The organism is Pseudoalteromonas xiamenensis (assembly GCF_017638925.1).
GTDB lineage: Bacteria > Pseudomonadota > Gammaproteobacteria > Enterobacterales > Alteromonadaceae > Pseudoalteromonas > Pseudoalteromonas xiamenensis.
In genome coordinates this window covers 1,458,828-1,472,989 of sequence record NZ_CP072133.1, presented here as the reverse complement: position 1 = coordinate 1,472,989, position 14,162 = coordinate 1,458,828, and the positions used below count along the sequence as shown (strand labels likewise).

The 14,162-nt window shown below is 41.4% G+C and carries 15 protein-coding genes and 1 pseudogene; all 16 read left to right on the top strand.

The features are described 5' to 3' along the window. Window positions 1-196: 196 nt before the first annotated feature. The 16 genes and pseudogenes from tviB (at window position 197) to rfaH (ending at window position 13,980) form a co-directional block, all read left to right on the top strand. A pseudogene (gene tviB, locus J5O05_RS07165) lies at window positions 197-1,478 on the top strand (Vi polysaccharide biosynthesis UDP-N-acetylglucosamine C-6 dehydrogenase TviB). 18 nt (window positions 1,479-1,496) lie between these two features. Continuing rightward, window positions 1,497-2,453 (top strand): Gfo/Idh/MocA family oxidoreductase, encoded by a 957-nt coding sequence (locus tag J5O05_RS07160; RefSeq protein WP_208844196.1) that lies wholly within the window; start codon window positions 1,497-1,499, stop codon window positions 2,451-2,453. Between the two features lie 3 nt (window positions 2,454-2,456). Beyond that, complete coding sequence (locus J5O05_RS07155) at window positions 2,457-3,038, top strand: acyltransferase (RefSeq protein WP_208844195.1); 582 nt, start codon at window positions 2,457-2,459, stop codon at window positions 3,036-3,038. Window positions 3,039-3,047: 9 nt separating this feature from the next. Then, complete coding sequence (locus J5O05_RS22380) at window positions 3,048-3,557, top strand: DegT/DnrJ/EryC1/StrS family aminotransferase (protein WP_280117679.1); 510 nt, start codon at window positions 3,048-3,050, stop codon at window positions 3,555-3,557. Continuing rightward, the gene (locus J5O05_RS22375) at window positions 3,526-3,939 is read left to right on the top strand and encodes a DegT/DnrJ/EryC1/StrS family aminotransferase (RefSeq protein WP_280117678.1); all 414 of its coding nucleotides are present in this window, start codon (window positions 3,526-3,528) and stop codon (window positions 3,937-3,939) included. Before J5O05_RS22380 ends, J5O05_RS22375 begins: the two co-directional genes overlap by 32 nt. 10 nt (window positions 3,940-3,949) lie before the next feature. Beyond that, window positions 3,950-4,120, top strand: coding sequence for a DegT/DnrJ/EryC1/StrS family aminotransferase (locus tag J5O05_RS22370; protein WP_280117677.1), 171 nt, complete (start codon window positions 3,950-3,952; stop codon window positions 4,118-4,120). A 17-nt stretch (window positions 4,121-4,137) separates the two neighbouring features. Next, window positions 4,138-5,139 (top strand): NAD-dependent epimerase/dehydratase family protein, encoded by a 1,002-nt coding sequence (locus tag J5O05_RS07145; RefSeq protein WP_208844194.1) that lies wholly within the window; start codon window positions 4,138-4,140, stop codon window positions 5,137-5,139. A gap of 1 nt (window position 5,140) precedes the next feature. Continuing rightward, window positions 5,141-6,259, top strand: coding sequence for a DegT/DnrJ/EryC1/StrS family aminotransferase (locus tag J5O05_RS07140; RefSeq protein WP_208844193.1), 1,119 nt, complete (start codon window positions 5,141-5,143; stop codon window positions 6,257-6,259). A gap of 84 nt (window positions 6,260-6,343) precedes the next feature. Beyond that, window positions 6,344-6,787: an acyltransferase gene (locus J5O05_RS07135; protein WP_208844192.1), complete on the top strand. Its 444-nt coding sequence runs from the start codon at window positions 6,344-6,346 to the stop codon at window positions 6,785-6,787. After that, window positions 6,784-7,422, top strand: coding sequence for an imidazole glycerol phosphate synthase subunit HisH (gene hisH, locus J5O05_RS07130; protein WP_208844191.1), 639 nt, complete (start codon window positions 6,784-6,786; stop codon window positions 7,420-7,422). Before J5O05_RS07135 ends, hisH begins: the two co-directional genes overlap by 4 nt. Beyond that, entirely contained in the window at window positions 7,422-8,186 is a 765-nt protein-coding gene (locus J5O05_RS07125) for an AglZ/HisF2 family acetamidino modification protein (protein ID WP_208844190.1), read from the top strand. The genes hisH and J5O05_RS07125 overlap by 1 nt, the downstream gene beginning before the upstream one ends. Window positions 8,187-8,202: 16 nt before the next feature. Then, window positions 8,203-9,348: an N-acetyl sugar amidotransferase gene (locus J5O05_RS07120; RefSeq protein ID WP_208844487.1), complete on the top strand. Its 1,146-nt coding sequence runs from the start codon at window positions 8,203-8,205 to the stop codon at window positions 9,346-9,348. 4 nt (window positions 9,349-9,352) lie between these two features. Continuing rightward, window positions 9,353-10,534 carry a hypothetical protein gene (locus J5O05_RS07115; RefSeq protein WP_208844189.1) on the top strand — a complete coding sequence of 394 codons (1,182 nt, stop codon included), beginning with the start codon at window positions 9,353-9,355 and terminating at the stop codon, window positions 10,532-10,534. After that, entirely contained in the window at window positions 10,534-11,781 is a 1,248-nt protein-coding gene (locus J5O05_RS07110) for an oligosaccharide flippase family protein (RefSeq protein WP_208844188.1), read from the top strand. Before J5O05_RS07115 ends, J5O05_RS07110 begins: the two co-directional genes overlap by 1 nt. Before the next feature lie 205 nt (window positions 11,782-11,986). Continuing rightward, complete coding sequence (locus tag J5O05_RS07105; RefSeq protein ID WP_208844187.1) at window positions 11,987-13,153, top strand: nucleotide sugar dehydrogenase; 1,167 nt, start codon at window positions 11,987-11,989, stop codon at window positions 13,151-13,153. 335 nt (window positions 13,154-13,488) lie between these two features. Next, window positions 13,489-13,980 (top strand): transcription/translation regulatory transformer protein RfaH, encoded by a 492-nt coding sequence (rfaH, locus tag J5O05_RS07100; protein ID WP_208844186.1) that lies wholly within the window; start codon window positions 13,489-13,491, stop codon window positions 13,978-13,980. Window positions 13,981-14,162: the final 182 nt, after the last annotated feature.

Here is a 14,162-nt window from a genome sequence, read left to right as displayed (position 1 = left end):
TCTTTGATAAGTCACATGGATTCATTCTATTTGTGGTACTTTGATTAAGTTTTTGTTTGTCAATTTAATCTCTGTTCCAAAATGTCGAGAGATAAAAAACTCTATATTTCGGCCAAGCTAATGGAGGTCGAATGAGTTGCTGCAGTGTTGGATTCAATCATTGAGACAACCGGAAGGGTTTTAGAGTAGGACAAATATGTTTCAGCCATCAGCAGAATCTAAAATAGGTATTATTGGACTTGGATACGTAGGTCTCCCATTGGCTGCCGAGTTTGGTAGAAAGTTCGATGTAGTTGGGTTTGATATTAACCAAAGTCGTATTGCTGAGCTATTAGAGCATGTTGACTCGACTCTTGAGGTTAGTAAAGAGCAGCTAGTTGCCGCAGGACGTCTTACTTTTTCTTTTAACGAAAGCTCTCTTTCAGATTGTAACATATTCATTGTTACGGTCCCTACGCCTATCGACGAAAGTAACGCACCAGATTTAACACCTCTTCGCAAAGCGTCAGAACTACTTGGTCGTCACGTTAAAAAGAATGATGTGGTTATCTTTGAATCGACTGTTTACCCTGGCGCGACCGAAGAAGTTTGCTTACCTATCATAGAAAAGGTTTCAGGCTTAAAGTTTAACCAAGACTTTTTTGCCGGTTACTCGCCTGAGCGAATCAATCCAGGTGATAAAGTTAATACATTAACTAAAATCATGAAGATTACTTCTGGTTCTACACCGGAAGTTGCTGATTTTGTTGATGGTTTGTATCGCTCAATCGTGACCGCGGGTACATATAAAGCGAGACTCTATTAAAGTAGCGGAAGCAGCTAAAGTTATTGAAAATACGCAACGTGATTTGAATATTGCGGTAATTAACGAGTTTGCTAAGATTTTTAACCGTTTAGGTATTGATACTGAAGAAGTATTAAATGCGGCAGGTACTAAGTGGAACTTTTTGAAGTTTAAGCCTGGTCTGGTTGGCGGTCACTGTATTAGTGTGGACCCTTACTATTTAACGCACAAAGCCCAAGAGGTCGGTTACCGTCCTGAAGTTATTCTCGCGGGGCGTCGCATTAACGATGGTATGGGTGAATATGTTGCGACACAGCTCGTCAAAAAACTCGCATCGAGAAAGATCCACATCGATGAAGCTAAGGTGCTAATTCTTGGTTTTACTTTTAAAGGCGACTGTCCAGATGTTCGTAACACTAAGATAGTGGATATTGTGAAAGAGCTGCAAGATTTCAATATGTCCGTCGATGTATATGATGACTGGGCAAGCTCAGAAGAAGTTGAACATGAATACGGCCTCAAGCTTATCTCACACATTAAACCAGGTCATTACGATGCCATTGTTGTCGCGGTAGATCATTCTGAATTTAAAACATGGGGCGCGACGAAGCTTCGTTCGTTTGGTAAAACAGAGCACGTTTTATACGATGTAAAACACGTATTGAAATCAAACGAAGCAGATATCAGATTATAATTTAGGACACGCACTTACATGAAAAACTTTGCATTAATCGGTGCCGCTGGATATATCGCACCTCGTCACTTACGCGCAATTAAAGATACGGGTAATAATTTGGTTGCTGCAATGGATATCAATGACTCCGTAGGAATAATGGACAGTCATTTCCCAGACGCAGAGTTTTTTACCGAATTTGAAGACTTCACTGCATTTGTTGAAGATCAAGCGTTAAAGGGTAACAAGCTAGACTATATCGCAATTTGTAGCCCTAACTATTTGCATGCGCCGCACATGAAATACGCGCTTAAAAATGGCATTGATGTTATCTGTGAAAAGCCACTAGTACTGCACTCAGAAGATATGGATGTGCTTAAAGAATATGAGCAAAAATACGGTGCCAAGGTTAACTCTATTCTTCAACTACGCCTGCATCCATCGATTATTGCACTGCGTGAAAAAGTAGCAGCGGCACCAGCGGATAAAGTGTTTGATGTTGACCTAACGTACATGACGTCACGTGGAAAATGGTATATGAAGTCATGGAAAGGCTTTGACCACAAATCCGGTGGTGTTGCAACAAACATCGGTGTGCATTTCTATGACATGCTACATTTCATCTTTGGTGACTTAAAAAGTAACGAAGTGCACTTTAGAGATGAGAAAACGGCAAGCGGATACTTAGAATATGAGCGCGCGCGCGTTAAGTGGTTCTTATCTATCGATGCAAACAACCTACCAGAGAATGCGGTAAAAGGGGAAAAACTCACTTACCGTAGTATCACGATTAATGACGGTGCAAAGACGGAAGAGCTTGAGTTTTCGGGTGGCTTCACCGATTTGCATACGCAGAGCTATCAAAATGTTCTTGCAGGTAATGGTTTTGGGATTGATGAAAACCGCGTTGCCATTGCCACGGTTGAAGATATCCGTACTCAGGCTGTTGTAGCCGCTGGTGACAAAGCGCACCCACTTCTCACAAAGGTCCTGTGATCGATGGATTATCACGTACATCCAAGCGCTATCGTTGATGAAGGTGCGCAAATCGGTGAAAATACACGGGTTTGGCATTTTGTGCATATATGCGGCGGTGCAAAAATTGGCTCAGGGTGTTCTCTGGGTCAAAACGTTTTTGTTGGTAATCGTGTAACGATTGGTAACAACGTAAAAGTTCAAAACAATGTGTCAATCTACGACAATGTGTTTGTTGAAGATGATGTGTTTTGCGGACCAAGTATGGTTTTTACCAACGTCTATAACCCTCGCTCCTTTATTGAACGTAAAACCGAATACCGTGACACCTTTGTAAAACGTGGTGCAACACTTGGTGCAAACTGTACGATTGTGTGTGGCGTGACTATTGGTGAATACGCTCTGGTTGGTGCTGGTGCGGTTATTAACAAAGACGTAAAACCGTTTGCGCTTATGGTAGGTGTACCAGCGAAACAAATCGGTTGGATAAGCAAGTACGGCGAGCAGCTTGAGTTACCACTACAAGGTCAAGGTGAGGCGACCTGCCCACATACTGGTGATAAATACGTATTGCGCGACGGACTCGTCGAGTTGATTTCTAAGTAAGGGTTGTACATGCAGTTTATTGATTTGGCAGCGCAATATCAGCATCTTAAAGATAAAATTGATGCGCGTATTCAAGCTGTGTTAGACCATGGTCATTACATCATGGGGCCGGAAGTGGCTGAGCTGGAAGAAAAGTTAGCTGATTACGTTGGTGTGAAACATGCAATTACCTGCGCCAATGGTACAGATGCCCTCACACTCGTCATGATGGCGCTAGATATTAAACAAGGCGATGCAGTCTTTTGTCCAACGTTCACGTTTTTTGCTACTGCTGAAGTTGTGGCGTATGAAGGCGCAACGCCTGTTTTTGTGGATTCAAACGAAGATACGTTTAACATCTGTCCAATTGATTTGGAAAAGCAAATTCAAAAAGTGATTGCCGAAGGTAAGCTAACCCCAAAAGCTATAATAGCGGTAGATTTATTTGGTCTTCCTGCTAATTACCCAGAAATTCAACGCATCGCTACGCAATATGGCCTCAAGCTAATTGAAGACGCAGACGCAAGGTTTTGGTGGTGAAATCAACGGCAAGCGCGCTGGCTCATTTGGTGATATTGCGACAACCAGTTTCTTTCCAGCTAAGCCATTAGGTTGTTATGGCGACGGCGGTGCAATTTTTACTAATAATGACGACTATGCACAACTCATCAAATCTTTACGCGTGCATGGCAAAGGTAAGGATAAATACGACAATATTCGTATTGGCATGAACAGTCGTTTAGATACCATTCAAGCCGCCGTTTTGCTTGAGAAGTTAGTAGCCTTTCCGCAAGAGCTTACCAACCGTAATATCGCCGCTGAGAAATATCACTCAGAATTGAAAGAGCAGTATAAAACGCCAGTAGTGCCAGCGGGATATGTGAGTCTCATGGACTCAATATACGCTTGTGGCAGAGGATAGAGCGGCAGAAATGGAAAAGTACAAAGCGCAAGGTGTTCCAACGATGGTATACTACGGCACTTGTATGCACGAACAAACCGCGTTTGCTGATTTAGGCTACAAGTCGGGTGATTTCCCGGTGGCAGAGCGCTTAGCAAAGTCGGTATTTAGCTTGCCAATGCATGGCTATTTGGTGAAATAGGAATTTAGAGTAGAAAGATGATTGAATTAAAAAATAAAAAGATTTTTATTACAGGTGGTGCAGGCTTCATTGGTTCTACGCTAATTGGCAAGTTAATTGAAGACAATGAAATTATCGCGTACGACAATCTTGATCGTAACACGCTAAAAAGTCAGTCTTTTGCAAACCATAAAAATTTGACCTTGGTTCAAGGTAACGTATTGGATCGCGACCACATTGTAGAAGCAGCTAAAGGCTCTGAGATTTTCGTACACGCGACGGCGATAGCAGGTATTGATAACACGGTGAAAAGTCCTGTTCGCACCATGACCGTAAACATGACTGGCACTGCGAACGCACTAGAAGCTGCGCACTTATCTGGCACGTGTCAACGTTTCCTTGAGTTTTCTACGTCAGAAGTATTTGGAAGCCGCGCTTACCGAGTAGAAGAGATTGATTCAACGACGACAGGTGCAGTTGGTGAAGCGCGTTGGACTTACGCGGTAAGTAAACTAGCGGGTGAACATTTAACACATGCCTACCACCGTGAACACAATCTACCAACTGTGACGTTCCGACCGTTCAACGTGTACGGTCCAGGTCAGGTTGGTGAAGGTGCTATTTCAATCATGATCCGTAAAGCACTTAAAAACGAAGATATCTACATCTTCGGTGATGGTTCACAGATCCGTGCTTGGTGTTATGTCGATGACATGGTTGATGCGCTAATGAAAGCATTAACTATGCCTAAAGCCGTTGGTGAGTCATTTAACATTGGTAATGCCCGTGCCGTAACAACAATCTTTGGCCTTGCAGAAACAATCTGCCGCGTTTTGAATTCAAAGTCGAAAATCATTTTCCGTGATGCATTATCTGCAGATATTGAACTACGTATTCCAAAAGTGGATAAATCTCGTGATCTACTAGACTTCCAAGCTAAAGTCGATCTGGAAGAAGGTCTAATCAACACCGCAGAGTGGATCGCTCGTAATATGGACGATTTACCACAGATGCCAGACATGTTCTTGAGCAAAAAATAATATGATCAAGCTATCACAACCGCAAATTCCAGAATCAGCAATCGAGAGAGTAGGAGAGATCCTACGTAGTGGTATGTTGGTTCATGGTGAAGAAGGCATTAAGTTTGAACAAGAACTTGCAGAGTACCTAGGTGTAAAGCATGCCTTGGTTGTGAGCAATGGTACAGCAGCGCTCCATGTCGCGCTGCTTGCTCTAGGGATTGGCCCTGGTGACGCAGTTATTGTTCCTGATTTCACGTTTACTGCGACTGCTAATATTGTTGAAATGACTGGTGCGAAGGCAATTATTGTTGACGTTGAACCTGATTCTTACAATTTAGATCCAACTCAACTTGAAGCCGCGATTGAAAATTGGCAAGGGCCGGAAACATTAAAAGCAATCATGCCAGTATTAGAGTTCGGTAATCCTAAAAACTTGAAAGTGTACCGTGATTTAGCAAAAGCCAACGGGTTGTTTTTAGTTGAAGACGCGGCATGTGCGTTGGGTGCTAAAGACGACGACATCATGGTCGGTAGTGCTGCTGAGTTTGGTTGTTTTTCATTTCATCCACGTAAAACCCTAACGACAGGTGAAGGTGGTGCCATTACCACCAATGATACTGCGCTTTACGAAAAAGCTGCGCTTATCCGCAATCACGGTATGGTACGAACGGATACTGGGATTGAATTTAAGTGTGTCGGCCTAAACTACCGTTTAACGAACTTCCAATCTGCGATTGGTCGCTCGATTCTTCCATCTTTAAATGATTGGATAGCAGTTCGCCATACGCTTGCAGCCCATTACACACAACAACTTGAAGCATTAGTAAGCGACGGTTTATTGCGTCTTCCTACTATCCAACCTGGCCATAGCGTACAAACCTACATGGTGGTTTTGGCGAGTTCGATTGAAAGAGCAAATGTCATTACTGCACTTAGAGCAAAGGGCATCGAATCCAACTTAGGGGCACAAAGCATGAGTGCGCTAGGGCTTTTTGCTCACCCACATAACTCCACTGAATTTAACCCAAATGGTAACGAGTTATATCGTCAAGGTTTAGCATTGCCAATGCACGAACATATGACGTTAGCTGATGTTGACCAAGTGATAGCTGTTTTAACTGAGGTGTTAAAAAGCTAATTATGCTGGACGCATTAAAAGCCTTTTTAGTAGCCGCGCTCTTTTTTTAAAGAGCGCTACAATCGCGTCCTGCCCTTTGGTGATGTGATAGTCGACCGTTGGGAAAAGGCTAAATTACTTGGTTTTGGTGAAGGGACGAGTATTTATGACAGTAGTTTGGTACTCGGTGATGTTACGGTAGGCGAACAAACTTGGATTGGACCAAGTACTATCCTTGATGGCAGTGGCGGAGGGTTAAGCATTGGTTCGCACTGTTCAATTTCTGCTGGTGTACAAATTTATACTCACGATACAGTGAACCGCTCTCTTACTGGTGGCAAAGCACCTATTGCTCAATCCCCAACTCAAATCGGCAATAATTGTTACTTAGGCCCTAATTCGATTATTGCTAAAGGTGTAACGATTGGTGACAATGTAGTGATTGGTGCTAATAGTTTAGTCATGATAGACATTCCAAGTAACAGTACAGCATATGGAACGCCTGCACGCATCGTAGGTGACAGTTACAAATATCAGGTGAATGAATGATATCGGTTATAGATTGCCAAATGGGAAATATTGGTTCGGTTGTAAATATTATTAAGCACATCGGCCATGATGCTAAAATTATTACGACACCCGAAGAAGTCCTTGCTGCAGATAAACTGATTTTTCCTGGGGTAGGGCATTGGAATAATGGTGTTACCAACCTCAATGCGAGTGGCTTAAAGCCTGCGATTTATGAAGCTGTACTTGAAAATAAGACCCCTTTACTTGGCATCTGTTTAGGGATGCAACTGCTATTTAAAGAAAGCGAAGAGGGTAACAAAGAAGCGCTAGGATTAATTCCTGGTAGTGTAACTCGCTTTAAATTCGACCAAAGCCATAAAGACCCAATCAACCCTGAGCGTAAGCTACGTATCCCGCACATGGGATGGAACGTGGTAAACCCGGTTGGTGAACACCCAATATTTAACGATTGGGCTGAAGAGTCTCGTTTTTACTTTGTGCACTCTTTTCACGCTAATCATGTACCGCCAGAAAACCAGTTAATGACTTGTCATTATGGTTACGAGTTTGTCTGCGCAGTGCACAAAGACAATGTGTGGGGTGTGCAATTCCACCCAGAAAAAAGCCATAAGTTTGGCATGCGCTTACTTAAAAACTTCATCGAGAACATATAATGCTACGAACTCGCGTAATGCCAGCTTTGCTGCTAGACGGTGAAGGGTTGGTGAAAACCACACAATTTAAAGCGCCTCGTTATGTAGGTGATGCGTCTAACTCTTGCCGAATTTATAATCAGATGGAAGTTGATGAACTAGTGCTTATTGATATTCGCGCATCGAGCGAGCGAAAAGCTATTCAATTCGATTTGATTAAACAAATAGTCTCAGAGTGCTTTATGCCCATTTGCTACGGTGGCGGCGTTAAGACACTCGAAGATTTTCGTAAGCTGTTTTATCTAGGGGTCGAAAAGGTTTCAGTGAGTTCCTTATTATTCGAAAATCCTGAAATCGTTCGCCAAGCTATTGAAATTTATGGTGCTCAGAGCATCATCGCCACGATAGACGTTAAGAAATCTCGTTTTAGAAAGCGTTATTGTGTCTACACGCACAATGGAAAAACACGCCAAAAACATTCATTAACAGAGATGATTACCCTACTTAATGATATTGGCGTTGGTGAAATAGTCGTCAACAACATTGACAATGAAGGAACGTGGACTGGTTTCGATACTACGTTGCTGCGCACGGTATCCGATAATACTCAGGTGCCAGTAGTTGCTTTAGGTGGTGCGGGTAAGCTCAGCGACATAAAAGCTGCCGTCAAGGAAGGTCACGCTTCAGCGGTAGCCCTTGGTAGTATGGCGGTATTTCAATCAAAGGATATGGGTGTTTTAATTAAATTCCCAAAAATTAAAGAATTAACAGAGTTATTAGGATAAGTAATGAGTCTCACAGATTTGTCAACGTTGTATCTATGACGAAAAAGTACCCAATATCGCTTTTGATAATGAAGGTATTTGTAATTATTGTCGTCAAATAGAAGACTTAGAACAACAGTTTCCTAATGACGAGCGTGGTGAGCTTGAACTGCAACGACTTGTTGACGAGATGAAAGCCGCGGGTAAAGGTAAAAAATATGATGCACTTATCGGTGTATCAGGTGGCTGCGATTCTTCCTATTTAATGCATCTAATGACCCAAAAATACGGTCTACGTTTGCTTGCAGTGCATTTTGATAATACCTGGAACTCGACGATTGCAACGCAGAATATTCATGCTGTGACAGATAAACTTGGTATTGATCTTTATACTCATGTTGTTGATGCTAAAGAATTTGATGACATCGTATTGTCGTTTTTAAAAGCGGGTGTACGTGACATTGAGTGTCCAACCGACATTGGTTTGGCGACAACGATGAACATGGCTGCTGAAAAGTATGGTATTAAGTATAAAATCGACGGTCATTCATTTAGGACCGAAGGTTCTGCGCCGATGGGCTGGATTTATATGGATGCCAAGTACATTGAAAGCGTACACAAGCAATTTGGTAAGTTACCAATGAAGACCTTCCCAAATTTGTGGCTTCATAAACAGTTAAAATGGATGTTGTTTAACCAAATTAAGTCAGTGCGTCCCCTCTATTATCTTGATTATGATAAAGAAGCAGCAAAAGAGATGTTGACTAAAGACTATGGTTGGACGTGGTACGGTGGTCATCACCTAGAAAACCGTACCGCTGCGTTTTTCCACAGTTACTTTTTCCCAAAACGTTGGAAGAGCGATTTCCGTATTGTTGGCTATTCTGCATACTGTCGCGATGGCCGTATGACGCGCGACGAAGCTTTGGCATTAATGAACGAAGAGCCACATATTGAAGAAGGTTTAGTCGAGTATTACAAGAAACGCTTAGGGTTGTCAGCCGCAGAATTTGATAAGCTAATGACTCAACCGAAAAAATACTACACTGACTTCAAAAACTACAAAAAGACTTTTGAGCGTATGCGCCCATTCTTTTTCATGATGGCAAAAGCAGGTCTTATTCCATGGAGCTTCTATATGAAGTACACGCTTCCTCACGAAGTGATTAAGGACGAGGAATAGTCGGTTGTTCAAATTTAGACTGAAGTTTGCGATACAAAAACTGCTGTTTTTGGTATCGCTTTCTGTGTTTCGTATCGCTTTTTGGGGACGGAAAAAGCAAGGCACAGTCATAGGTAACGAAGAAATAGCCTCTATTCTATATTCTCTCGGGCAGGCACTTCCTAATTCGGTAACAGTGAATGTTGCCAATAACCCTTACTATAAGTTCAACTACGACTATCATATTGGTAAATATGCAATTACGCGTAAATTCAATGCCTACATCACACCTCTATTGCTCGGGTATCTAGCGCCGCAATATAAAAATTTTATTTATATGAGCGCACCAGGGTTTTTATGCAGGGAGTTGGATGGTCGTGCCTTTGAATTTAAAACACTGAAAAAACTGGGCTGTAATGTAATTTGTTATTTTACAGGTTCTGATATTCGCTCATTTGATCTGACTCGCGAATTCTCAAAGCAGCACAACATGGACGTGATCACTAGTTATCAGCATATTTCGCACAAAGGAATCGACTTACCAGCAAACGAGCTTGTACGCAAAAAAGCGGCTGAAGCTGCAGATAAATACGCGAGTGCGATTTTCAACCCTATTGTAGATCAATTAACCTATATAAAACGTGACTGCCACCCATTTTTGTACTTTGCTGACAAAGATCAAACGCACTTTTTTCCAGAGAAATTTAAAGAAGGCACTCGGAAAGTGATTGTGCATGCACCGTCTTCGCCCATTATTAAAGGTACTCCAATTGTTCGCGCCGCAATTAAGCAATTGCAAGAAGAAGGCTATGATTTTGAGTACATTGAGCTGATCGGTGTGCCAAATTCGGTTGTGCTTGAGTCATTAGCTCGGGCACATATTGTGTTGAACGAGTTTTATGCGTTCGTTCCTGGGGTATTTGGTATCGAAACCATGATGAATAATGCTGTATTGTTAACTTCAGCAGATCGGGATATTGAGCCAACATTATTTGACGGTGCGAATGATGCTTGGGTAGTGACGCCGTATTGGCGTATTTACCAAAACTTGAAAGCGCAGCTAGAAAGCCCTATGGCCGAGCTACAGCAGCAAGCCAATAAAGGCACGGATTGGGTGCTCAAATATTGCACCTATGAATACAGTGCAGACTATATAAATAACGTTATAAATGAGCTTGAAGCAGATAACCACGCTGAGTCAGCTTAATGATTAAACGTTTTCTTAAAGATTCGGTGCTTTACACCTTGGCAGGACTCTTTACCAAAGGTATTGGCTTTATCATGCTGCCAATCTACCTCAGTTACTTATCAAAAGCTGAGTTTGGATTGTTTGATTACCTTATTACCATTGGTATGGTAGTGACGGTTGTTATCACGTTAGAGCTCGCTCAAGCGGTGGTTCGGTTTGTGCCGGAGAGTTCACATAATACCTATGTGCAGCGGCAATACATGTCGACGGCACTTGCTTTTCTTCTCGTTGGTTACCTTTTACTTACTTTAGTAGTGCTTGTACTCAAAGATCCTATCGCCGCGTTAGTCCTAGATGCTCCATTCAACAACAGCAACATTTTACTTTGGGCTACATTAGCGTATTTTTCGATGAGCTTGATGTACATCACCACAGTTTTTCAACGTGCCATGTTGCAATCTAAGCAAGCAACCATTGCATCAGCTGCTTGTGCTGCACTTACAGCCGTTGTGAGCTGGGTATTCCTAGCACAATTCAAATTAGGTTTTTATGGCGTTATATTAGGTCTTATTGTTGGGCAGCTTAGCATTGGCGTATTCAACGGGGGTTACCAATTTCGAAATATCGCAGCAAAACCAAGTCTACCTATACTCAAAGAAATGCTCGTATTTTCATGGCCTCTTGTCTTCTCTAGTATTGGAGTTATTGCTGCAACTTTGGTTGATAAAGTCATGATAAAAGAAATGATGACCTTAGCAGACTTGGGAGAATACGGCGTAGCCGCTAGATTTGCATCGATATTGACATTGGTAATGGTGGGTATACAAAGCGCACTTGCGCCACTGACATACAGTAATCATAACAAGCCTGAAACACGTGCAAAGCTACGCAAATTATTAAAAGGTTATCTGCTACTCGGTTTATTAGGCGTATTGGCGCTTTATTTTATCAGCCCTATTCTTATCCAAATATTGATAGGTGAGGGGTATGAACAAGTCAACATTCTGATGCCTTTACTCGCTCTCGCTGTTGTTATACAAGGAGCATATGCGTTTTTCCCAGGCCTCAGCATTGTTAAAAAGACCTCGTTGCTGGCTATACTAAATGTGTTTGTAGGATTTGTTAATATAGGCTTGAACCTAGCGTTAATTCCTCAATATGGTCTCCATGGTGCTGCATTTTCAACATTATGTAGTGGAATGTTTTATTTTGGGTTGAATGCGTACTTTTCAGAAAGGTACTACCCGATATTGAAAAAGTTATAGAGCATCTTAAAAGTGCAACGTAATTACAAAACCAGTCGCAAATAACTAATGAGACTTCTAAACAACTAGTTTTATAGTGACATCGATATTGTTTATAATCTTCAATAATTTTTTGCTAAAAGTTTTTTGTTTAGGGAATGTTAACGATTATTGTCGTAACTTTTGTCAATCGAATAACAAACTAACATTAATAAAGGGATTTTTTATGAAAATCGCAGTAGCAGGTACGGGGTACGTAGGCCTATCTAATGCACTATTACTCGCACAGCACAATGAAGTTGTGGCGTGTGATATAGATGCAGCTAAAGTAGCTAAATTGAACTGCGGCATGTCTCCTATCGTAGATAAAGAAATTGAAGAGTTCTTAGAAAATAAAGCGCTTAATTTTAGGGCGACGACAGATAAACACGATGCTTACTCGAATGCATCCTACGTGATTATCTCTACTCCTACTGATTATGACCCTGCTACTAATTACTTTAATACTAAAACGGTAGAATCGGTCTTAGCAGACCTCAACGCCATCAATAGCTGCGCTACAGTTGTGATAAAATCAACAATTCCTGTAGGTTATACGAAGCGTGTAAGAGAGCAATTTCCTGCTCTTAAAATTATATTTTCACCTGAGTTTTTGCGCGAAGGCAAAGCGCTTTACGATAATTTATACCCGTCTCGTATTATTGTTGGTGCGCAGTGTGAGGATGCAAAAATATTCGCAAACTTACTTGAACAAGGTGCACATAAAGAACACATCGAGGTGTTATTTACTGACTCAACTGAAGCCGAAGCTATTAAGCTTTTCTCGAATACATACTTGGCTATGCGTGTTGCGTTCTTTAATGAATTAGACAGCTACGCAGAAAGTCATGGACTTGACAGTCGTCAGATTATTCAAGGAGTGGGGTTAGACCCAAGAATAGGGAATCATTACAATAATCCTTCGTTTGGCTATGGTGGTTATTGTCTACCAAAAGACACGAAACAACTTTTGGCAAACTACGAAGATGTACCTAACAATCTTATTCGAGCAATAGTTGACGCTAATACAACTCGTAAAGATTTCATCGCTAATAGTATTCTGAAACGCAATCCGAATGTCGTGGGGATTTATAGACTAATCATGAAATCGGGTTCGGACAATTTCAGAGCATCGTCTGTTCAAGGCGTGATGAAACGATTAAAGGCTAAAGGGATCACTGTCGTCGTTTTTGAACCTGAATTAAGAGAATCTGAATTTTATCGCTCGGAAGTTATCCGTGATTTGAGCGAATTTAAAAAGCGCCGCGACGTTATCGTCTCTAATCGTATGTTTACAGAGTTAGAGGATGTGGTAGAGAAAGTCTATACTAGGGATCTGTTCAATAAAGACTAAATCTTTTTTCCATTGAATTTTCTAAAGAGCTTAGCGAGCGACAGTTGGAATTGATTACGCTCATGATAGCGAGCGAAAACCAGTCGTAAGCTTTTTTCTAGCTGGCTTTTACTATATTAAAAGCTAGCTGTTGATTGTCCTAATTTGAATTCTACTAAATTTCACAGCAATTAATCACCCTCGCTTTTATTGTTTGAGTTATTTTGCTTTGCTGCATAATTGCTCACTCTTTGGGGTGAAAGGTCATGTGAAATCTCATCCCTCACTCTGATTGTTTAAACTGTAAGAAAGTGTAAAATACCCTCTTCAGGGAATTACATTGGATGTAAGAAGAAATGAAAAAGTGGTATTTGCTCTATTGCAAACCAAAACAAGAGCAGCGAGCGCTCGAAAACCTTGCCAATCAAGGTATAGAATCCTTTTTTCCTGCACATTTTCACTCTAGACTCTCGCGCGGTAAACGTGTGGTCACAGAAAAACCATTATTCCCAAACTATCTTTTTGTAGCGTTAGATTGCGACTCTGGGTCATTTTCTCAGGTCAAAAATACTCGAGGTGTTTCCTCATTCGTGATGTTTGGTGCCAATTATCAAGTAGTGTCAGAACAATTAATTGATGATTTAAAGGCAGTAAATCCTTCTGATAACACCATCGATGAATTACCTTTTAGTGGTGACAAAGTCATCATACACAATGAGTCATATAAAACACTTGAAGCGATTTATTTCGAACCTGATGGAGACAAGCGCTGCATTCTGCTTCTAAATCTGCTTAACAAAGATGTAAAAATTAGCGTTAAGAATAGCGATATAACTAAACTCGACTAATACAGCAATTAGATACTATACCGACTAGTCCAAAGAAAACTTTGAAAACAATTTATAGAAACAAAATCAGCATCTGGGGGCTGCAACCTAGGGGCGGTAGCGTGTCTGTTGCGGATGTAATAACTATAAATTCCAATATCTCCAAAGCGAATCAAGCTCAATAGGGCTGAAAATCGAAACGT